The sequence below is a fragment of the Arthrobacter sp. R-11 genome, from assembly GCF_049913155.1.
Lineage (GTDB): Bacteria > Actinomycetota > Actinomycetes > Actinomycetales > Micrococcaceae > Arthrobacter.
In genome coordinates this window covers 643,999-665,515 of sequence record NZ_CP183979.1, presented here as the reverse complement: position 1 = coordinate 665,515, position 21,517 = coordinate 643,999, and the positions used below count along the sequence as shown (strand labels likewise).

General features: G+C 67.2%; 17 protein-coding genes. 10 read left to right on the top strand and 7 right to left on the bottom strand.

The genetic code is table 11. The features are described from left to right. Window positions 1-8 precede the first annotated feature (8 nt). Genes ACN9M4_RS02985 through ACN9M4_RS02975 form a run of 3 tightly spaced genes read left to right on the top strand, consistent with a single transcriptional unit; the run spans window position 9 to window position 3,368 of the window. The gene (locus ACN9M4_RS02985) at window positions 9-1,481 is read left to right on the top strand and encodes a sensor histidine kinase (protein WP_426302096.1); all 1,473 of its coding nucleotides are present in this window, start codon (window positions 9-11) and stop codon (window positions 1,479-1,481) included. Then, the gene (locus tag ACN9M4_RS02980) at window positions 1,474-2,487 is read left to right on the top strand and encodes a TAXI family TRAP transporter solute-binding subunit (protein ID WP_426302095.1); all 1,014 of its coding nucleotides are present in this window, start codon (window positions 1,474-1,476) and stop codon (window positions 2,485-2,487) included. Before ACN9M4_RS02985 ends, ACN9M4_RS02980 begins: the two co-directional genes overlap by 8 nt. A gap of 35 nt (window positions 2,488-2,522) precedes the next feature. Next, window positions 2,523-3,368 carry a hydroxymethylpyrimidine/phosphomethylpyrimidine kinase gene (locus ACN9M4_RS02975; protein ID WP_426302094.1) on the top strand — a complete coding sequence of 282 codons (846 nt, stop codon included), beginning with the start codon at window positions 2,523-2,525 and terminating at the stop codon, window positions 3,366-3,368. 4 nt (window positions 3,369-3,372) lie between these two features. Here the strand turns inward: ACN9M4_RS02975 and ACN9M4_RS02970 are convergent, their stop codons facing one another. The 3 genes from ACN9M4_RS02970 to ACN9M4_RS02960 form a co-directional block, all read right to left on the bottom strand. Further along, complete coding sequence (locus ACN9M4_RS02970) at window positions 3,373-4,665, bottom strand: serpin family protein (protein ID WP_426302093.1); 1,293 nt, start codon at window positions 4,663-4,665, stop codon at window positions 3,373-3,375. Window positions 4,666-4,789: 124 nt separating this feature from the next. After that, window positions 4,790-6,217, bottom strand: a complete 1,428-nt coding sequence (locus ACN9M4_RS02965) for an amino acid permease (protein ID WP_426302092.1) — start codon at window positions 6,215-6,217, stop codon at window positions 4,790-4,792. A gap of 186 nt (window positions 6,218-6,403) precedes the next feature. Beyond that, window positions 6,404-7,915, bottom strand: coding sequence for a helix-turn-helix domain-containing protein (locus ACN9M4_RS02960; RefSeq protein ID WP_426302091.1), 1,512 nt, complete (start codon window positions 7,913-7,915; stop codon window positions 6,404-6,406). Window positions 7,916-8,010: 95 nt separating this feature from the next. Here ACN9M4_RS02960 and aceA point away from each other — a divergent pair, with 95 nt between their 5' ends. Together aceA and aceB are read left to right on the top strand one after the other, a co-directional pair. Beyond that, complete coding sequence (aceA, locus tag ACN9M4_RS02955) at window positions 8,011-9,366, top strand: isocitrate lyase (RefSeq protein ID WP_426302090.1); 1,356 nt, start codon at window positions 8,011-8,013, stop codon at window positions 9,364-9,366. Between the two features lie 92 nt (window positions 9,367-9,458). Further along, window positions 9,459-11,114, top strand: a complete 1,656-nt coding sequence (gene aceB, locus ACN9M4_RS02950) for a malate synthase A (protein WP_426302089.1) — start codon at window positions 9,459-9,461, stop codon at window positions 11,112-11,114. Window positions 11,115-11,210: 96 nt separating this feature from the next. On the opposite strand, the gene ACN9M4_RS02945 is transcribed toward aceB, so the two are convergent. From ACN9M4_RS02945 to ACN9M4_RS02930, 4 genes are all read right to left on the bottom strand, one after another. Next, entirely contained in the window at window positions 11,211-12,413 is a 1,203-nt protein-coding gene (locus ACN9M4_RS02945) for a CynX/NimT family MFS transporter (RefSeq protein ID WP_426302088.1), read from the bottom strand. Window positions 12,414-12,498: 85 nt separating this feature from the next. Continuing rightward, window positions 12,499-13,269: a ThuA domain-containing protein gene (locus ACN9M4_RS02940; RefSeq protein WP_426302087.1), complete on the bottom strand. Its 771-nt coding sequence runs from the start codon at window positions 13,267-13,269 to the stop codon at window positions 12,499-12,501. Next, on the bottom strand, window positions 13,269-14,369 hold the full coding sequence (locus ACN9M4_RS02935) for a Gfo/Idh/MocA family protein (protein WP_426302086.1): 1,101 nt from the start codon (window positions 14,367-14,369) through the stop codon (window positions 13,269-13,271). The genes ACN9M4_RS02940 and ACN9M4_RS02935 overlap by 1 nt, the downstream gene beginning before the upstream one ends. 282 nt (window positions 14,370-14,651) lie before the next feature. After that, entirely contained in the window at window positions 14,652-15,869 is a 1,218-nt protein-coding gene (locus tag ACN9M4_RS02930; RefSeq protein ID WP_426302085.1) for an ROK family transcriptional regulator, read from the bottom strand. A 129-nt stretch (window positions 15,870-15,998) separates the two neighbouring features. Here ACN9M4_RS02930 and ACN9M4_RS02925 point away from each other — a divergent pair, with 129 nt between their 5' ends. The 5 genes from ACN9M4_RS02925 to ACN9M4_RS02905 all read left to right on the top strand — a co-directional run bounded on the left by ACN9M4_RS02925 (window position 15,999) and on the right by ACN9M4_RS02905 (window position 21,516). Beyond that, window positions 15,999-17,210, top strand: a complete 1,212-nt coding sequence (locus ACN9M4_RS02925) for a Gfo/Idh/MocA family protein (protein WP_426302084.1) — start codon at window positions 15,999-16,001, stop codon at window positions 17,208-17,210. Between the two features lies 1 nt (window position 17,211). Then, window positions 17,212-18,207 carry a sugar phosphate isomerase/epimerase family protein gene (locus tag ACN9M4_RS02920; RefSeq protein WP_426302083.1) on the top strand — a complete coding sequence of 332 codons (996 nt, stop codon included), beginning with the start codon at window positions 17,212-17,214 and terminating at the stop codon, window positions 18,205-18,207. 105 nt (window positions 18,208-18,312) lie between these two features. Beyond that, complete coding sequence (locus ACN9M4_RS02915; RefSeq protein WP_426302082.1) at window positions 18,313-19,395, top strand: LacI family DNA-binding transcriptional regulator; 1,083 nt, start codon at window positions 18,313-18,315, stop codon at window positions 19,393-19,395. A gap of 253 nt (window positions 19,396-19,648) precedes the next feature. Further along, the gene (locus ACN9M4_RS02910; protein WP_426302081.1) at window positions 19,649-20,719 is read left to right on the top strand and encodes a Gfo/Idh/MocA family protein; all 1,071 of its coding nucleotides are present in this window, start codon (window positions 19,649-19,651) and stop codon (window positions 20,717-20,719) included. Further along, entirely contained in the window at window positions 20,716-21,516 is an 801-nt protein-coding gene (locus ACN9M4_RS02905) for a hypothetical protein (RefSeq protein ID WP_426302080.1), read from the top strand. The genes ACN9M4_RS02910 and ACN9M4_RS02905 overlap by 4 nt, the downstream gene beginning before the upstream one ends. Window position 21,517 lies beyond the last annotated feature (1 nt).

Sequence of the window (21,517 nt, the reverse complement as noted above, 5' to 3'; positions counted from 1 at the left end):
CTGCGGGCATGAGGCTGCGGGTCCTGGGCACCCTGGGGGTGCTGGCCGCGCTCCTGGTGGTGGTGGCCGCCGCCGCGATCCTGAGCTCCGCCAGCCGCGAACTCGCCCAGGAGGTGCAGATCAACCGGGTGTCCGCGCTCAACCGCTTCGCGCAGCTCGCCTACGACGCCGCCCTGGACGGCGACTCCGGCCAGCTTCAGGGCGAAATGGACCGCTACTCCGCGCTGTACGGCGAAGGTGTCCTCATCCGTTTGCCGTCCGGGACGCTGCGCTCCGGCGGGCTCGGCGACGGGCAGCCGGAAGTGCGCAACGCCGTGTCCCAGGCGAGCCTGAACCTCAGCAACACCACCCTGCCACCCGTGCAGGCGTTCGGCTCGGGCCCGGCGTTCATCTCCCGTTCCTTCGGGCCGGCGAGCCAGGTGCTGGGCGAGGCTGTGCTGGAAGTGAAGCTCGACGCCGCGCGGCAGAAACTGCGCGAACGGTACCTTCTGGTGGGCCTGGGCGCCGTGCTGCTCTGGCTGCTGCTCCTGCTCGGTGCTGCCCGGGTGACCGCCTGGGTGCTGCGTCCGGTGCACCGCTTGAACTCCGCGGCCCAGGAACTCGCCGCCCGCGGGAAGACCGCGCGGCTGCCCGAGGCGGGCCCGCCGGAACTGCGGGAGTTGAGCCGCAGCTTCAGCCGGATGGCGCAGGCCGTGAGCGAAAGCATGGAGTCGCAGCGCCTGCTGATCGCCGACACCTCCCACCAGCTAAGGAATCCCGTGGGCGCCCTGCGGCTGCGGCTGGACCTCCTGCAGCTCAAGCTCCGCTCGGCCGAGGAGCAGTCCGCCGCCGCGGACGTCAGCGCCGAGCTGGAACGGGTGGAGGAAATTCTCGACGGCGTGCTGCGGCTCGCCTCCGCCGAACACCGGGCGTCGGAGCAGCAGAGCGGCGGGCCGGCGTCGTCGGAGATGGAGGTCCCGGACATCGATCCCTTCGCGGTGCTCCAGGAGGAGACGGACCGGGCGAGGCCCGCCGCGGAGGCCGCAGGCGTCGTCCTCGAACTGGAAGCCCTCGAACTGCAGCCCGGCCGCGCGCTGCGGCTGCATTGCAACCCCGCCGAACTGGCGCACATGGTGGACGAACTGCTCGCCAACGCCATCAAGTACGCTCCCGGCACGAAGGTCACGGTGGCCCTCCGCGCGCGGGAGGGTGCGGTATCGATCGAAGTGTCCGACGGCGGTCCGGGCCTGCCTGCCAAGGACCGGGCGGCCGCCACCTCGCGTTTCTGGCGGTCGCCGGAGCACCAGGCGATCCGCGGCACGGGGCTGGGCATGACGATCGTGGAGCGGCTGGCGAAAGCCAACGGCGGCCGGCTGGTACTGGAGGAGAACCCCGGCGGCGGGCTGCGGGCATTGCTGGAGTTCCCGGGGACCGGATCGAGCGGGGGCCATTCGGGCGCCGACGGTTCAGGAGCGGGCAACCCGGAGGCCACCGATGGCTGAACCAGGAATGGACATGTCCCGCCGGGCCGTGCTGCACACCGCGCTGAAGGCGGGCCTCTCCGCCGGGCTGGTCGGGCTGGGACTGCCCGCACTTGCGGCGTGCACGCCGGGTGGTGGACCGCAGAGCATCACCGTCGCCGGCGGTGAAAGCGGCGGCTTCTACCTCGAGTTCGCCACCCTGCTGGCCGGGGCCCTGCAACGGGAAGGCGTGGCCGGAACGGCAGAACCGCTCACGACCGGAGGCAGCCTGGAAAACCTGGAGCTGCTCCGCGCCGGCAAAGCGACCTTCGCGATCGCGCTGGCCGACGCCGCATCGCAGCAAGCAGGCTCATTGGCGACGGACGCCGCGCCGGCGATGGCCGCCGTCGGGAAGGTCTACGAGAACTACGTACACTGCATCGTGCGCAAGGACAGCGGAATCCGGAGCCTCGGCGAATTGGCGGGCCGCACGGTCGGCACAGGCGAGTCCCGCTCCGGTACCTCATTGACGGCGCGCAGGATCCTGGAAACCTTCGGCGCGGGCATCGGACGGGAGGCGTTCGCGAAGCACCAGCCCATGGAACGCAACCTGGGGCTGAACACGGGCCTGGCGGCGCTGCGGGCGGGAACGGTGGATGCCTTGTTCTGGTCCGGCGGCGTGCCCACGGCAGCCATCGCGGCGTTGAACAAGGACCTCGGCTTGGCATTCCTGGACCTCTCGGCGCTGATCCGCCCGATGCGCTCGCGCTTTGGTCCGTTCTACGACCGCGTCCTCATCCCGGAGAACAGCTACGCCGGCGCGCCGGCCGTGTGGACGGTGGGCGTGGCCAACCTGCTGCTCTGCCGGCAGGATCTTGATGACCGCACCGTGGAACGGACAGTGGAACTGCTGGTTACGCGTGCGGGCGAGCTCGTTCCGCAAACCAGTGCCGGGGTGCAGTTCCTCAGCCCGGATACCCTGATCAACACCACGGGCATTCCCCTGCACCCTGCGGCGGAGCGGGCGTACCGGACGCTGCACGGCTAAGAACGCACACGCGGCTGAACTGGCAGGATGGAGGCATGACTTCCGCTGTTTCCTTGCACGCCGTTCGCTCTGCCCAGTCCCCTGCCATCGCGCTCACCATCGCCGGTTCCGAGGCCACGGGCGGCGCCGGCGCCCAGGCCGACCTGAAGACCTTCCAGGAACTCGGCGTCTTCGGCGTCGCCAACCTCACCTGCATCGTTTCCTTCGACCCGCAGGACAACTGGAACCACCGCTTCGTGCCGGTGGACCAGCAGGTGATTTCCGAGCAGCTCGAGGCCACCACCGCCGCCTACGGCCCGGAGGCGCTGGACACCGTCAAGATCGGCATGCTCGGAAGCCCCGCCACCATCGCCACCGTGGAATCCGCCCTGGCGGAGCGGCAGTTCGCCAACGTTGTGCTGGATCCGGTGCTGATCTGCAAAGGCCAGGAACCCGGCCACGCCCTGGATACGGACCAGGCGCTGAAGGCGAAGATCCTGCCGCTGGCCACCTTCGTCACCCCGAACCATTTCGAAGCGGAATCCCTGTCCGGCCTGTCGATCACCACTCTGGAGGAGCTGAAGGCCGCGGCCGTCCGCATCCACGCGCTGAGCGGAGCCGCCGTGCTCGCAAAGGGCGGCGTGCGGCTGGAAGGCCCGGACGCCGTCGACGTCTATTACGACGGCGGCACGCTGGAAGTGCTGTCCGCTCCGAAGGTGGGCGAGGTGGCTGTGTCAGGCGCCGGTTGCTCGCTGGCCGCGGCGATCACCGCGGAACTCGCGAAGGGCGCCGCTCCGCTGGAGGCGGCCAAGACGGCGAAGGCCTTCGTCACCGCCGGGATCGAGGCGCGGGTGTCCTCGAACGCACCGTTCGACGCCCTCTGGCAGGGCGGCGCCCGGTAGTCCCCTACCTAGGGTCCGCCACCTGCCCCATGAACAGGGGCAGGCCCGTTTCCACATGAACGATCTCGTAATGGAACGGCCGGTCGAAGCTGATGCTCCGCGGCGGCAGCACGGCGGCGCTGTCCCGGGCGTTGATCTGGGTGACGGCCGCGGCCACGGTGCCTTTCTCGGCCACCGTGATGTTTGCTGCCTGCGCCGCCGCCGTGAGGAACATCCCCGGCTGGATCGCGTTGAAGTCGGTGTCCGTGCTGAAGGTCTCCTTCAGGCCCATCCGGATGAGCATCTTCTTGAGGTCGAACTTGCTCTTGTGGTCCCATTTGGGCAGTTTGATGTCAATGAGCGACGGCGATGCTTGCCCGAGGGCCTCCGCCACCCGGGCGAGCGTCCCGGCGTCGAGGGTTTCATCGGGCGTGCCGGCATCCGGCAGCACCAGCCGCATGGCAAAGCCTTCGGCGTAGGGCAGGTCGACGGCCTGCCAGCCCTTGCCCTTCGCGTAGGCCACGTTCGCCGTTCCCTCCATGGTGGGCACGTTGAGCACCTCGCCGCCGGCCTTGGTGAAGGGGCGGTCCCGGGTGTTCTCCGGATCGAACGGCACCTTCCAGGCGGCGGCGAAGTACACGGCGTTGAGCAGGCTGAAGGTGTCCTCCGGGTCGAATTTCACCGGGGCCTTCTTGATGCGGCCGCCGGTGTTCTTGTCCACCCACGCGTCAATGGCCGGCTCGGTCACCGCGGCGTTGCGGAAGTCCACGGGGTACACGCCGGTGCCGTAATGCCTGGCCAGCGTATCCAGGTAGGCCTTGCCGGTCGCGGTGTCCTTGTGGATGAAGAGGCCGTTCGCAACATGCACCACAGGCTTGCGCGGCGGGTTCTTCTCGTCCACCGAGGCGGGGTCGCCGTCGAACTTCTCGAGTGAGGCGAGCAGCGCATTCATGGATTCGTCGCGCGCGGCTGCGGGCAGTCCGAGCACCTTGTCCATCTCGGCGGCGGCCGCCCCGGACGCACCGGCTCGCAGCATCGACAAGGCGATCAGCAGGCTCCCGGGCGAGGAGACGACGTTTCCGTTGCGTTCCTCGCCGCCGTCGGCGATCAGTACCGTGCCGAGTTTCAGCGATGACGCGCGGTAGGCAGCGAGCTCCTTCGGGTAGGCCGAACTGCTGGCGGCGGCCCTTTCGGCGTCGGCCTTCAGGAGCGCCGGGGCCGCCTGGGGTGCAGGCGACGGCGCGCAGGCCGTCGCGCAGGCCGTCAGCAACGCGGCGGTCCCCAGCGCGAGCAAGCGGACAAAATGCTTGGTTTTCATGGCGGACCTCCCGCGGTGGTGGCTGCTTCCAGTCAAGCAGCCACCACACGGCGAGGCCATGGCCGGACGGTCACGTTTGCGGCTCGCTTCGCTTGCGATTCCGCATACGCCCGCCGGCTGCCCGCTACTTCGAGGCGCCCACCGGCTCTTCGTCCTTTTCGGATGCGGCCCGGCGGGCCTTGAGCTTGTTGTTCACCAGCGGCCAGAAGAGGGCCAGCACGGCGACGGACACCAGCGAGGTCCACACCTGCGTGCGGCCGGAATCGCCTGAGAAGAGCATGACCACTACGATGCCCAGCACGGCGGCGATCACCAGGATGCCCAGCCAGGGGTGCAGCCACATGCGCAGCTTCAGGGCCGCGGTTTCCTCCGGAGTCATGCGTGCCCGGGTGCGCAACTGGGTCAGGGCGATGAACGCGTAGACGAACAATGCCACCAGGCCGGCGGAGTTCATGATGAAGTCGAAGATGCCCGAATCCGGTGCCGCGAAGTTGATGATGACCGCGGCGTACCCGCCCAGCGTGGAGGCGATGACGGCGGCAAGCGGGATGCCGGTGGCCGACTTGCGGGCGATGATCTTCGGTGCGTAGCCCTGCCCGGCGATAGAGGAGAACATGCGGGCCGCCGAGTAGAGGCCGGAGTTCAGCACCGAGCACACGGCGGTGAGGATGACGGCGCTCATCACGACGTCGGCGCCGGGCAGGCCGTAGAGGCTGAAGAGGTAGGCGAAGGGTGCCTTGTCCTTGGGCGCGGGGAGCTGGTTCCACGGGACGATGGTGACGATGAGGAGGACCGCGCCGACGAAGAAGATCAGAATGCGCCAGATCACGGTGCTGGTGGCCTGGCGGACGCCCTTGGCCGGGTCCTCGGATTCGGAGGCGGCCATGACGGCGATTTCGGTGCCGAAGTAGGAGAAGATCACGATTGCCACGCCGCCGATCACAGCGCCGAAGCCTTCAGGCATGAAGCCACCGTGCTCCCACAGGTTCGGGACGGCGAACTGGGCATTGGGCCACAGTCCGAGCGCGAAGAGCACGCCGACCACGAGGAAGACCACGATCGCGGCCACCTTGATGCTGGCCAGCCAGAACTCGGTTTCGCCGAAGGAACGCAGGGACACCAGGTTGGCTCCGGTGAAGACCAGGAGCAGCAGGACCGAGAAGATCCACTGTGGAATGGAGGGCACCCAGCCGTGCAGAATGGAGCCGCCGACCACGGCCTCGTAGGCGATCACGCCCACCCAGAAGTACCAGTACAGCCAGCCCACGAAGTAGGCGGCCCAGTCGCCGAGGCCAACGCGGGCGTACTCCATGAAGGAGCCGACGGCGGGGCGGGCCGCCGCCATTTCGCCCAGCATGCGCATGGCGAGGAAGACCAGCAGGCCGCCGATCAGGTAGGAAATGACGGCGGCAGGACCCACCGCGTGGATCACGTTGGCGGAGCCGACGAAGAGGCTGGAACCGATGATGCCACCGAGGGTGATCATGGTGACGTGTCTGGAGCGGAGCTTCTTGGGTCCGTGGCTTGTTGTGCCGGGGGTGTCGGCTGACATGGGTACTTCTTTCTTTGGGGAGTGCGGTGCCCGGAGGGCACACGGCATCCTATGTGAAAGAAGCAGCCGCCGTACAAATGAGCGCCCGGCTTTGCATGACTCGCGCGAACGGACAGATAATGCCCTGTTTTCGTGGATTTAAGGGCCGTATCTGTACGTTCGCGCGAATCGTCCCCGGGGAGCCCACTACCCCGAGTGCGCCTGCAGGAACGCGTACACCTCGGTCTCGTCCACCCCGGGAAAGGCGCCGGGAGGCATCGCGGCGAGCAGGTGCGAGTGCGCACGGGCGGAAGGCCAGGCGTTGCCGGCCCATTCGGTGGCCAGCGCGGCGGGCGGGCGTTTGCAGCAGGCCGGATCCGGACAGCTCGAGGTGGCGCGCGCCGTCGTCTCCCTCCCCCTGAACCACTTCACATGCTGGTACGGCACGCCGATGGACAGCGAGAACTCGCCCGACGCCGACCGTTCCGTGCGCGCGGTGCACCAGTATGTGCCCGACGGCGTGTCGGTGTACTGGGAGTAGGCGCTGAACTTGTCCGGGACGTCGAACACCGCACGCGAAGTCCAGGCCTTGCACGACGGCTGCCCCTCGATGGCGCCGGTGTGGTCCTGCGGGAAATTCACGCCGTCGTTCTCGTAGGCCTTATAGATGATGCCGCTCTGGTGGGTCTTCTGGAAATGGGTGGTGATGCCCAGGTGTTTCGTAGCCAGGTTCGTGAAACGGTGCGCGGCTGTCTCGTACGAAACGGCGAAGGCGTCGCGAATATCTTCCACGGCGATTTCCTTGGCGGCCTTGGCTTTTTGCAAAAATTCCACAGTTGTCTGCTCCGGCAAGAGCAGGGCGGCGGCGAAATAGTTGGTGGCCACCCGCTGGGCCAGGAAGTCGCCGTAGTTGCGAGGGGTCTCATGCCCCAGCACGTAGTGGCCCAGGGCCTGCAGCAGCACCGAGCGGGGGTCGTGGTCCTGGCGCTGGCTCTGCGTCAGGTAAATTCTGTGATTCTTCAAATCCGTCACTGAGCGCGTGGAATGCGGCAGGTCGCCCACGTGATGAAGCGTGAATCCAAGATGGGCGGCGATGTCCGCGATGACGTGCTGGCTCAGCGGACCGCCGCTGTACCCCACCTGCCGGAGGACCTTCTGCGCCTCGGCCTCGTACTCCGGAAAGTAGTTCCCGCGCTCACGCATCATGGCACGCAGTTCACCATTCGCGCGGCGGGCTTCTTCGGGCGTCGCCACCTGTTCGTTCATCTTGCGTTCGAGCTCGTGCAGCAACCCCACCTGCGCCTCCAGGACATCGAGCGGAAGCCGCGAGCTGACACGGATTTTGGGCAGGTTGAGCGACTCGTAGAGCGGCCCGCGCTGGTAACGTTCCAGCTCGATTTCGAGGGCCGCCCGGCGGCTGGGCGGCTCGGCCCCGAGCAGCTGTTCGATGCTCACGTTGAGCGCTCCGGCCAGGCCCTGCAGCAGGCCCAGTTTGGGTTCGCGCTTGCCGTTCTCGATCAGGCTCAACTGGCTGGGGGCGGTCCCGACGGCGGTACTCAAGTCATCGAGCGTCAGGCCGGCCTGCTTGCGCAGATGCCGCACGCGGCGGCCCAGGCTGATGACGTCCACTTCCGTGGCGGCAGCGGACGACGGCGGGACGGCAACTTCGCGGTTCCAGCTTGCAGGCGACATTTCTTGAGAATACGCGAAGAACTGCATTTCTTTCCATGCTTTTCCCCTAGAAACCCCTTGGAAAGTCCAGAAAAGTAGTTGTCACGGCAAGAACACCCGTCAGCGTCAAAGGAGACAGAACAATGACCGCAGCATTTGAACCAGAGCAGACCACCCCGCTCACCTCCACCCAGGAAGACGTTGAGCAGCAGGCCGCCGCGCTGGAACTCGAATGGGCTGCCAACCCGCGTTGGGAAGGCGTCACCCGTGATTACTCGGCGTCCGACGTCGTCCGCCTCCGCGGCCGGGTCTCCGAAGAACACACCCTGGCCCGCCGCGGCTCGGAGAAGCTGTGGAAGCAGCTCACCGAAGAGGCCCCCACCGGCGGTTACACCAACGCCCTCGGCGCCCTCACCGGCAACCAGGCCGTGCAGCAGGTCAAGGCCGGCCTGCGCGCCATCTACCTGTCCGGCTGGCAAGTTGCCGCCGACGCCAACCTTTCCGGCCACACCTACCCGGACCAGTCGCTGTACCCGGCGAACTCGGTTCCCCAGGTTGTCCGCCGCATCAACAACGCCCTGTTGCGCGCCGATCAGATCGAATTCGCCGAAGGCATCCAGACCGTGGAGGACTGGCTGGTTCCGATCGTCGCCGACGCCGAGGCCGGCTTCGGCGGACCGCTGAACGCCTACGAACTGATGAAGTCCATGATCGCCGCCGGCGCCTCGGGCGTGCACTGGGAAGACCAGCTGGCCTCCGAAAAGAAGTGCGGCCACTTGGGCGGCAAGGTCCTCATCCCCACCCAGCAGCACATCCGGACGCTGAACGCAGCCCGCCTGGCTGCCGACATCGCCGGTACCCCCACCGTCGTCATCGCCCGCACCGACGCCGAGGCGGCAACCCTGATCACCTCGGACGTCGACGAACGCGACCGCGAGTTCATCCTCCGCGAAGGGGGACAGCCGGTTCGCACCGCCGAGGGCTTCTACAAGGTCCGCAACGGCATCGAACCCTGCATCGCCCGCGCCAAGGCCTACGCCCCGTACTCCGACCTCATCTGGATGGAGACCGGCACCCCGGACCTTGAGCTGGCCCGCAAGTTCGCCGAAGCCGTCAAGTCCGAGTTCCCGGACCAGATGCTCTCCTACAACTGCTCGCCGTCGTTCAACTGGCGCAAGCACCTCGACGACGCCACGATCGCGAAGTTCCAGCGCGAACTCGGCGCCATGGGCTTCACCTTCCAGTTCATCACCCTGGCCGGATTCCACGCCCTGAACTACTCGATGTTCGATCTCGCCCACGGCTACGCCCGGGAAGGCATGAGCGCCTACGTCGAACTCCAGGAAAAGGAATTCGCCTCCGAGTCCCGCGGCTACACCGCAACCAAGCACCAGCGCGAAGTCGGCACCGGCTACTTCGACGACATCGCCACTGCGCTCAACCCGAACGCAAGCACCCTGGCCCTGGTGGGATCCACCGAAGAAGGCCAGTTCCACTAAAACCTTCCCAACTAGATCGCAGTAGTTGTCGTTTTGAGCCCCCAAAACGACAACTACTGCCAGTCAGTTGGGTTCCCCCAAGGAGAACTCCAATGAACAGCTTCACCATCAACGGCATCACCCTCACCGCGCAGCCGATCTGCCGGCAGGGCGAGGTGCTTACTCCGGACGCCCTGGATTTCGTCGCGAAGCTGCACCGGGCGACGTCGGAGCGCCGCCAGGAGCTGATGCAGGCCCGCCACGCGCGCCGGGCACAGATCGCTTCGGGCCAGGATCCGCGGTTCCTGCCGGAGACCGAGGGTATCCGCAACGACCCGAACTGGCGCGTCGCTCCCCCGGCCCCGGGCCTGGAAGACCGCCGGGTGGAAATAACCGGCCCCGTGGACCGCAAGATGACCATCAACGCGCTGAACTCGGGCGCCAAGGTGTGGCTGGCGGACATGGAAGACTCCTCCACGCCCACCTGGCGCAACGTCATCCAGGGCCAGCTCAACCTGACGGACGCACTGGAGCGCAGGATCGACTTCACCTCCCCGGAGGGCAAGGAGTACCGCCTGCGCGATGACCAGGACCTGCCCACGATCGTGGTCCGGCCGCGCGGCTGGCACCTGCCGGAGAAGCACATGCTCATCGACGGGAAGCCGATCGCCGGCGGAATCGTGGACTTCGGCCTGTTCTTCTTCCACAACGCCCGCCGCCTGCTGGCACAGGGCAAGGGACCGTACTTCTACCTGCCGAAGATCGAGAACCACTTCGAGGCCCGGCTGTGGAACGACATCTTCGTCCTGGCCCAGGACCTGCTCGGCATCCCGCAGGGCACCATCCGCGCCACGGTGCTGATCGAGACCATCACGGCCGCATTCGAGATGGAGGAAATCCTGTATGAGCTGCGCGACCACGCCGCGGGCCTGAACGCCGGCCGCTGGGACTACATTTTCTCCCTGATCAAGAACTTCCGGACCCGCGGGCCGCGCTTCGTGCTTCCGGACCGCGGCCAGGTCAGCATGACCCAGCCGTTCATGCGTTCCTACACGGAGCAGCTGGTGCGCGCCTGCCACCGCCGCGGTGCCATGGCGGTCGGCGGCATGGCCGCAGCCGTGCCCAACCGGAAGGACGAGGCCGCCAACGCGATGTCCTTCGAGAAGGTCCGTGCGGACAAGACCCGCGAGGCAAACGACGGATTCGACGGCTCCTGGGTTGCCCACCCGGACCTGGTGCCGGTCTGCCGTGAAGTGTTCGACGGCGTCCTGGGCGACCCGGACAACGGGGGAAAGCAGAACCAGCTGGACCGCTCACGCGAGGATGTCACACCGGACGACCGCGCGCTGATCGACATCTCCTCCACCGAGGGAAACATCACCGAGCAGGGCATCCGCGTCAACATCGAGGTGGGCATCCGCTACATCGAATCGTGGCTGCGCGGCAACGGCGCCGTGGCCATCCACAACCTCATGGAAGACGCCGCCACCGCGGAGATCTCCCGTTCCCAGTTGTGGCAGTGGATCCACTCCCACGCGATCACCGAACACGGCGACGTCATCACCCGAGAATGGGTGGAGGAACTGCTCGATGAGGAGTTCGCGCGGCTGGAACGCTTCGACGACGACCGCTTCACCGATGCCCGCAGCATCTTCGAAGAGGTCACGCTCGCCGAGGACTTCCCCACCTTCCTGACCATCCCGGCCTACGCCCGCTTCCTTACCGAGGCCAAGGAAGAAGCCAGCAAGGAAGAACTGATCGCCGCCTGAGAAGTTTCCGCCCGCCCTTACATACAGCGCGAACGTACACTTGGGGCCCCGAATCCGCGGATTTTGGGGCCCCAAGTGTACGTTCGCGCTTCGGGTTTAACGGGAACGCTTGCCGGCGCTCCGCACCGAGAGCGTGGTGCAGATGCCGAAGGTCGCGACTGAGCCGAGGATCACCAGCAGGGGCGGCGTCCAGTTGCCGGCCTGTTCGTGCACGAAGCCCACGGCGCTCGGTGCCACAGCCGCGAAAAGGTAGCCCACGCCCTGCACCAGGGCGGACATCCTGCCCGCGGTCGCCATGTCCGGAGCCACCTTGATGAGTGCGCTGAAGATGATCGTGAAGCCGCCGCCCTGCGCGATCCCTGCGCCGATGCACCACAGCCACCACAACGACGGCGCCAGCAGCAGGCCCACGGGGATCGTTGCCCACAGCGCACTCACGGTGAGCGCCACCGCCGTCGGGCTCCAATACTTGGCCAGCAGCGGCACGCCGAGCGAGCCGATGATCGCCAGGACCTGGAAAATCGAGGCCCCGGCACCGGCCTCGGTGGCGGACATCCCGAGGGAATCGCCCAGGAAGCTCGGCAGCCAGGTGGTCACGCCATAGTAGGAAAAGGCCTGTCCGGCGAAGCCGATGGTGAGCCCGGCGGTGATCCAGAAGACGCCGGCCACTGGCACGGCATCGCCAGCGCGGGCCGGAGCCGCCGGCAGCGGAACCGGGACGAACGCGCGCCGCGGCCCGAACGCCAGGACCCAGGCCGCCGTCGCGGCCAAAGCGAGGATCCCGACGGCGGCCAGCGCCAGCCGCCAGCCCATCAGTTCCGCGAGCGGTGCCGTCACCACGGAGGTCAGGAAGGCGCCCACGTTCAGGAACGCTGAGTACAGGCCCATCGCGGTGCCCTGCCGCCGGGGCGAGACGTCGCGCCGGATGATCAGCGGGACGCAGATGTTTCCCACGGTGATCGCCAGGCCGATCAGCACCGTTCCCAGGAGCACGACGGCGGGTGGTCCGGCCGAGCGCAGCACCACGCCTGCCAGCACACCCAGCAGAGTGAGGGTGACGGCGAACTCGGCACCGAACCTCCGGCCGGCCACAGCGGCAGCGGGCGAGGCAAGGGAGAAGCACAGCACCGGGATGCTGGTCAGCAGGCCAAGCACCACCGGCGGGAAGCCGAGTTCGGCCTGCATGGTGTCCAGCACCGGGGCCACGGAGACGATCGGGCCGCGCATGCACAGCGAAATCAGGGCGATGCACGCCAGGACCACCCAGCTGCGCGGAAGGCGTGACAACAAGCCTGTCATTTTTCGATCACCCTTCTTGCTATCACGGCAACGGCGCCACGGTTGCGAAAACCGTGGCGCCGTTGTCCAAAATCACGCGCAATATTCAGTTGTCGATGGTCTGGCTGTCCGAGCCGAGGTACCAGCCGCGCTGCGGATTGGACACCGCGGGAGCGTCCCGGAACTGTTCGGGCTGCGCCACCCAGCCCACGCCGTTGGCAATGACCTTCTGGATCTGCGGCTGGTGGTACACCGGGTAGTCCTGGTCGCCGGGGCTGAAGTAGAAGATCCGGCCCTTGCCGCGGGAGAAAGTAACGCCGGAGCGGAACACCTCGCCGCCCTCGAAGGAGCTGATGAAGATCAGGTCATCGGGCTCCGGGATGTCGAAGAGCTCGCCGTACATCTCCTGCTTGGGGATGACGATGGGGCTTTCGACGCCTGCCGCGATCGGGTGCGAGGGCTTGACCGTCCACACGAGCTCGCGTTCGCCGTCGTTGCGCCACTTCAGCGAGCAGGTGGTGCCAAGGAGCCGGGTGAAGATCTTGGCGAAGTGCCCGGAGTGCAGCACCACCAGGCCCATGCCGCCCAGCACGTGGCGCTGCACCCGCTCCACCACCTCGTCGCTGACGTCGCCGTGGGCGATGTGGCCCCACCACAGCAGCACATCGGTCCGGGCAAGCACCTCCTCGGAGAGTCCGTGCCCGGGGTCGGCGAGGGTCGCCGTCGTGATATCCGCGTCCGGGTAGAAGTTCCGCAGGCCGCCCGCGATGGCCCCGTGCATGCCTTCCGGGTACATCTCTGCCATGGTGGAGGGATGGTTGTTGGCCTCGTGGACGCCTTCGTTCCAGACGACGATGTTCAGTTTCCGATCGGCCATCAGAGACGTACCTCCCGGCCCTCAAGTGCGGACTGGTAGCAGGCGTCGATGATCAGGGCGCGGTTCAGGGCAAGCGAGCCGTCGTGCTGGCCCCATCCGCCTTCGCCGCCGCGGACTGCGGCCACGAAGTCCTCCACCACCTGCTGGTGCATGCCGTCGCTGCCGATCTCCGGAACGTAGTCGGCATTTTCGACCCCGTTGTCCTTGAAGACGTGGAGCTGGTTCTTCTCCGGCCCCGCGTTGCCGGCCACCTTGAGTTCGGCACCGCCGTCGGTGCCGTAGACGAGGAAGTTGATCTCGTCGTCCGGGTGCCGGTAGCTGGCCCAGCCGGCCTCGATCACCAAGGTGGCGCCGCCTTCCAGGCGCAGGAACGCCGAAGAGAAGTCCTCCACCTCGAATTTGTTGGAGGTGGCGGTGGCCTTGTAGCTGGCGTTGCCGCCTAGGCCGCGCGGGCCGAGCTCGGCATGGGTGCTGGCGGACACCGCAAGCACCTTGGGTTCGCCCAGCAGGTGGAGGGCGTAGTCGAGCACGTGCACGCCGATGTCGGCAAGCGGCCCGCCGCCGGCAAGCTCCGGGTTGGTGAACCAGCTGCCCAGGGTGGGGATGCCCTGGCGGCGCAGCCACGCGGCCTTGGCGTAGTACGGGCGGCCGAGCTCGCCCTGGTCGATCACGGACTTGAGGGCCTGGATGTCGCCGCGGCGGCGGTGGTTGAAGGCAACGTCCAGCACACGGCCGGCCTTGCGGGCCGCGTCCACCATGGCCTGGCCTTCGGCGCCGTTGCGGGCGATCGGCTTCTCGCTCAGGACGTGGATGCCCTTCTCCAGGGCGGCGATCGCGATCGGCGCGTGCAGGAAGGTGGGGACCGCGACGCTGATCGCGTCCAGCCCTTCGAGCTCGATCATGTCCTCCCAGTGGGGGAACGCATGCGGGATGCTGTATTGCTCCTTCATCGAGGCGAGTAGCTCTTCCTCCATGCCTGCAGCGGCCACGATCTCGACGCCGTCGATCCTGCTGTAGGCCTCGAGGTGCTGCTGGCCGGCCCAACCGATGCCGACGACGCCTACCTTGAGGCTCGCGGACGTAGCGTGCTCAGTGCTCACGGTTTCCTGTTCTTTCCTGGGTTCGTCTGGAGGTGTTCTTGCTTCCGGCGTGCGCGGTGGGCGTCGGAGCGTTGTCCCGGCATCGCCACTACTTCTGATTCCAATCATGCAAAAGTCTGTTGCTGATTCGATATAAGTAAGTTTTCACGGACGGCAAAGAGGTGTCAATCAACTAAGCGCTTTGATCCGCAAAACTTGGTGGGATGCACAAAGGCACCCGCGGCGTGTGCCGCAGGTGCCCTTGAAAAGGTGCCTCTGAGAAGTGCTTGCCAGGCGCCGCGATCAGGAGCGCTGCGCAGCCGCCACCGCAGACTCCACCACCGCAGGCGAAAGCACATGGTCGATGACCATGCGGCTTGCGCCAATGATCGCCGCCTCGGGCCCGGCCTTGGACTGCTCGATCCGGAGGCGGGACGTCGCCAGCGGCAGGGAACGGCCGTAGACGGTCTCCCGGATCCCGGCGAGCAGCTGGTCGCCGGCACGCGAGAGGCTGCCGCCCACCACGATCACCGAAGGGTTGAGCATGTTGACGCAGATCGCCAGCACTTCGCCGACGTCGCGCCCGGCCTGGCGCAGCGCGTGGATGGCCTGGACGTTTCCCTGTGCGGCAAGGTCCACTATCTCCGAACCGGAGGACGCTTGGATGCCCTGCGCTGCGAGCTTTGCAACAAGGGCAGGTCCGGCAGCGAGCGCCTCAAGGCAGCCGGTGTTGCCGCAGCGGCAAAGGACCCCCTCGCCGCCGGGTACCCGCACGTGGCCGAGGTCGCCCGAGGTGCCGTCGGCACCTCGCTGCAGCTGGCCGCTGCTGATGATTCCGGCGCCCACACCGGTGGCGAGCTTGATGAAGAGCAGGTCGTCATAGGCACTCCAATGCGCGTACCGCTCGCCCAGCGCCATGATGTTCACGTCGTTGTCCACCAGGACCTCGGCGTCGATCTCCTTGTTGATGTAGCCCACCACGTCGAAGCCGTCCCAGCCCGGCATGATGGGCGGCTTCACGGGCCTGCCGCTGCCGTGTTCCACGGGCCCCGGAACGCCGATGCCGACGCCGGCAATATCCGCGGCGTCGCGCCCGATCCCTTCGAGGAGCTTGCGTCCGTTCTCCAGGATCCAGCCGAGCACCCTCTCCGGACCCTCGGCAACGTCGAGCGCTTCGGAATGCCGGGCGAGGACCTCTCCGTTCAGGTCGGTGACGGCCACCGCGGCGTGGCTCGCACCGACGTCGGCGGCAAGCACCAGCCGTACCCCGGCATTGAAGGCAAATTTCGACGGCGGCCTGCCGCCCGACGAGGCCGCCTCGCCGGCCGGACCCACCAGCCCAAGCGCGGTCAGCGCGTCGATCCGCGCGGCGACAGTGGTGCGTGCCAGGCCGGTCTGCTCGGCAAGTTCTGCCCGGGTGCGTGCCTTGCCGTCCCGGAGCAGTTGAAAAAGGTCCCCTGCGCGCGCGAGGACTCCGGCCTCGGCGCTGGGCCGCTCCTGGCGTTGGGTAGTGGTCACCATGGTTAAGGAATAGCACAATGGGCAGGGGAAGGCGCGGCTTCGGATGCTTGATAACCAAACTTTTGATTGACTCAAGGCAAAAGTGACCGTAAGTTCGACTAAAACGCCATCCATCGAGGGGATTCCCACATGACTACTCCGGACCCGTCCGCCCGGCCGAGACCGCTCGGCGTCGCTGCGATCGGCTACGCCTTCATGGGCAAGGCCCACTCGAATGCGTGGCGGAACGTGGCCAGTTTCTTCGATGTGCCTGCCTTCGAGCAGAAAGTACTCGTCGGCCGGGACGCCGCGCAGGTGGCGGAGGCCGCCGCGAAATACGGCTGGGCCGAGTCCGCCACCGACTGGCGTTCCGTCATTAACCGGGACGACATCGACATCATCGACATCTGCGCCCCGGGCTGGATGCACGCCGAAATCGCCATCGCGGCGCTCGCCGCGGGCAAACACGTCCTAGTGGAAAAACCCCTGGCCAACACCATCGGCGAGGCCCGGGCCATGACCGAGGCGGCCGCCGCCGCCCGCGCCCACGGTGTGCAGTCGATGATCGGCTTCAACTACCGCCGGGTCCCGGCCCTGGCCCTCGCCCGCGAACTCATCGCCGAGGGCCGGCTCGGCACCGTCCGGCACGTCCGCGCGGCCTACCTGCAGGACTGGCTCAGCGATGAGAACAGCCCCATGACCTGGCGCCTGCGCAAGGACACCGCCGGCTCCGGGGCCCTGGGCGACATCGCCTCCCACGCCATCGACCAGATCCTCTACCTCCTCGGCGACACCGTCACCGAAGTGTCCGGCCGGCTGCACACCTTCGTCACCACCCGCCCCGGACCGGACGGTCCGGAAGAAGTCACGGTCGACGACGCCGCTTGGGCCACCCTGGGCCTAGGCTCCGGGGCCATCGCCTCCGTGGAAGTCTCCCGCGTCGCGACGGGCCAGAAGAACTCGCTCAAGCTCGAAATCTACGGCGACAAGGGCACCATCCTCTTCGACCTCGAGGCCTTGAACGAACTCGGATTCCTGGACGCCACCACCCCGGTCCGCGAACAGGGTTTCCGCCGGATCCTGGTCAACGAACCCGAGCACCCGTACCTGGCCGCTTGGTGGCCGCAGGGCCACATCATCGGCTGGGAACACACCTTCACCCACCAGATCCGCGATTTCCTGACCGCCATCAGCACCGGCGAGGCGCCGTCGCCGTCGTTCGAAGAAGGCCTTGCCGTCCAGCAGGTGCTCGCCGCCATCGAAGAGTCCGCCAACGCCAAGAGTTCGCTGGTCCAGCTAAGTGACACGATCCAGCTGGATGATGTTGTCCCGCCGACCGCAACCGCCTCCGAAGGAGCCTGACATGCCCCGCCCGTACACACTCTTCACCGGCCAGTGGGCCGATCTGCCCCTCGAAGAAGTCGCCAAGCTCGCCTCCGGCTGGGGCTACGACGGCCTGGAAATCGCCGTCTCGGGTGACCACCTGGACGCCTGGCGCTGGGACGAACCCGGCTACGTGGAATCCAAGCTGGAGCTGCTGGACAAGTACAACCTGAAGGTCTGGGCCATCTCCAACCACCTCAAGGGCCAGGCCGTGTGCGATGACCCCATCGACTTCCGCCACCAGGCGATCGTCGGGCCCAAGGTCTGGGGCGACGGCGATCCCGAAGGCGTGCGCCAGCGCGCCGCGGAGGAAATGAAGCACACCGCCCGGCTCGCCAAGGCGCTCGGCGTGGACACCGTCGTCGGTTTCACCGGCTCCTCGATCTGGCAGTACGTGGCCATGTTCCCGCCCGTCCCGGAAAAAGTGATCGACGCCGGCTACCAGGACTTCGCCGACCGCTGGAACCCCATCCTGGACGTCTTCGACGAAAACGGCATCCGCTTCGCCCACGAGGTCCACCCGTCCGAAATCGCGTACGACTACTGGACCACCGTCCGTACCCTGGAAGCGATCGGCCACCGCGAGGCGTTCGGCCTGAACTGGGACCCCTCCCACATGATGTGGCAGGGCATCGATCCGGTGTCCTTCATCTGGGACTTCAAGGACCGGATCTACCACGTGGACTGCAAGGACACGAAGGTCCGCCAGACCGGCCGCAACACTGTCATGGGCTCGCACCTGCCCTGGGGCGACCCTCGCCGGGGCTGGGACTTCGTCTCCGCCGGACGCGGCGACGTGCCCTGGGAAGCGTCCTTCCGCGCCCTCACCGCCATCGGCTACGCCGGCCCCATCTCGATCGAATGGGAAGACGCCGGCATGGACCGCCTGCACGGCGCCCCCGAAGCCCTCGCCGCGCTGAAGAAGTTCGACTTCCCGGCCTCGCAGACCAGCTTCGACGCCGCCTTCCAGCAGTAGACGGAGCGATTCATCCCGTTTGGGCGCGCGTTCCTTCCTTGGAAACCCACTACCCAACTTCGTGGAATGCTTGGACCACACGGGTTTTCAGGGAGAGGAACAAGCGTGGCCAAGCGCCCCACGGTCTACGACGTCGCAGAACGGGCAGGCGTCTCGATCGCCACGGTGTCCTTCACCTTCAGCCAGCCGCACAAGGTCCGGCCAGCCACTCGGGAGGCCGTCGAAGAAGCAGCGCGGGCGCTCGGCTACCTTCCCAGCGCGAGCGCCCGCGGGCTGGCCCGCGGCAAGACCGGCGCAATAGGGCTGTTCTCATTCGCCTACTATGCCCACGAGAGCGGCTTGAGGCCCGGCACGCAGACCCCCTTCGGGGACGAGGCCAACGAAGACTTCCGCATGTTCCCGCTCTACCATGACGAGGTCCAACGGGGCGTCCAGGTGGAATGCTGGCGCCGCGGCTACGTGCTGATGGTCGGCGACGCCAAAGGCACCACCAGCCAAGCGGACATCGCCGCAATTGCGGGCCGCGTGGATGGCCTGGCCGTCTTCCCCGGCACCTTGCCGGACGAAATCCTCGTGCGGATTTCCAAGCGCATCCCCGTGGTGGAGTTATCCATTCCGATCAACAACAACGGCCTCCATGGTGTCTCGGTGGACAACGAAGGCGGCATGACCGCCCTCACCGAACACCTGATAGAGGTCCATGGACTGCGCGACATCGCTTTCGTGGGCCCCGCGGGATTCCCGGACAAGGAGCACCGCTTCAGCGGCTACTCCCGGGCCATGGAGGCAGCCGGCGTTCCGGTCCGCACGGTGGCCACCGCGCCCGAGGGCCAGCTGGCGGAATTCGCTGCAGCGACCGTCGCCGGGCTGGCGTCTGCCAAGAGGCTCCCCCAGGCCTTTGTCTGTTCGACGGACGAAGAAGCCCTCGCCTACATGGATGCCCTGGCCGCGGCCGGAATCAGCGTACCTGGGCAGATCGCCGTCACCGGCTTCGACGGCCTGGTAGCCGGGCTGGTGAACCGGCCTGCCCTCACCACCGTGCGCCAACCACTGGTGGAACTCGGGCGGACCGGTGCCTCGATCCTGATCGACCAGGTGACCCAACCCGGCACGGAAGCAGTAACGCGCCAGCTTCCGGTCAAGCTAATGATCCGCGAAAGCTGCGGCTGCCAAGCCTCCCGCGCATAGGACAAGCGGGCAACTCGACGACGGCGGCGGCAAGGCCGGCGAACCCCTCGCCCGGCGCTTCGGCGGCTTAGCCGCACCCCTCCCCCGCTTCACGGCACCCTGCTGCGACACGCTCGCCACCGATTAATGCCAAGAAAGTTCAAACTTTTGCCACTTTCTTGGCGAAAGGTGTTGCCAAGGTCACATCTAGGCGCTTTGATTAGTACTGCGCCGCGATTAAAGCGCATAGATTTTGCACACAAGGAGGTGGAGCTTGACCGGCAACGACACCGCAGCAGGAATCCTCGGGGTCGGGATCATCGGCGCAGGCCCGGTAACGCAGGCCATTCACTTGCCCGCCCTCGCCCGCTTGGGCGATCTCTTCGCGGTGCGCCACATCATGGACGCGGACCTCGCCGTTGCAGAATCCGTGGCATCCCGGGTTGGCGCCACGCACGGCAGCAACGTGGCGGCGCTGCTCGCGGACCCGGAAGTGGACGTCGTCGCCATTTGCAGCCCGCACCAATTCCACGCAGAACAGGTCATCGCCGCCTGCCGTGCGGGAAAGAAGGCCGTCCTCTGCGAGAAGCCCTTCGCAATGGACGCCGCGGAAGCAGAACAGATCTCGGCAGTCAGCAAGGAAACCGGGGTGCCGATCATCGTCGGCGCCATGCACACCTTCGACCCAGGCTGGCTCGCCGCCGAGGCCAACTGGGGCGAATTACCCGAAACCGCGCACACCATCCGCTCCTCGATCGTGCTGCCGCCCAACGCCCGCTTTGAAGACTTCGCCACTGAGGTCATCACCCGGCCGGCAACGGACTCCCCCGACTACACCGATCCCGAAGTCATCAGGAACGCCCTCCAAGGCGGGATCATGGGACTCGCCATCCACGATCTCCCTCTGGTCCGCCGGTTCGTCCCGGACTTCCAGGACCTCGAAATCCTCCAGGCGCACCACGTCCGCCCCTTCGGCTACGTCGTGTCGCTGCGGGCAGGAAACCGGACCGTTGAACTCCGCGCTGTCATGAGCAGCACCTGGAAGCCCGAATGGACCTTTGAAGCGATCTCGGACGAGGCCGACCTACGCGTGGACTTCACACCCTCCTATGTCCAGGCGGGTTCCGCCGTCGCGAGGATCACCCGGGGCGGCGCAAGCAGCAGCCACGGTCCGTTCGGCCACAACGGTTACGAAGGCGAATGGCGTGAACTCGCCCGCCTCGCCCGCGGAACCGCGGAACCGCTGTCCACCGAGAACCTGATCAACGACCTTGTCTTCGCCCTCGCCATCGCCGAAGCGTCGGCGGCCGCGGCAACGGCTGAACCCGCGGGAGCCGGCGCATGAACACGAGCTACACTTTTGCCGCCACCCAGGAAGCCGACGAAAACGGCGCCGTGGGGGCCGCCGTCGCGGCGCTGCCGCTGAGCTTCCGCCCCGCAGCCACGGGGGAAAACGCCCAGGTGGCCGCTATCGCAGGCGCCGCAGGCTGGACAAGCGAGGCGATCCGCGCCGTCGACGCCGGAGCCCGCGGCGTGGTGGTCATCGCACCGCACGCCGAAGACACCTCCGCCCTGTCACGGGCCGCGGCGTCCGCCGGCGCAGCGGTGGTCCTGGACCACCGCTGGGCATCCAATCCAGGTCTGGTGGGTGCCGAGGACGCCGTCCGCTCCGTCGCTGGACGGACGGCCATGCTGGACACGGTCGCCACCTCCGCCGCGGGCGGAGATCCGGAACAGCTCCTTGCGGAGCACCTCGCCGCCGTCGTACGGCTCACCGGGCCGCTGGAGTCGGTGCACGTGCTCCACCGGGGGCCGCATGGCTACACGGTCTCCGCCCGGCTCGCCAACGCCGCCCCGGCCACCCTTCAGGGCGTGCTCAGCGACGGCCGGGCCGCCGGCGTCGACTTCCGCCTCTACACCAACGACGGCGGCGTGAGCATTACGGTCCCGGAACCGTCCGCGGCTTGGCCGGCCGAGGTGCGGGCTACCGCGGGCCAGGGCGAAGTGCTGCTGCCCACCCTTTACGAAACCGCCCACCGCGGCAGCTGGCGCCGGTTGAAGGGACACCTCGACGCCGGCACCCTTCCCGCCGATCTTGCCGGGTTCGCCCGGCTGACGGCGCAACTCGCCCAGCTCGGCTGAG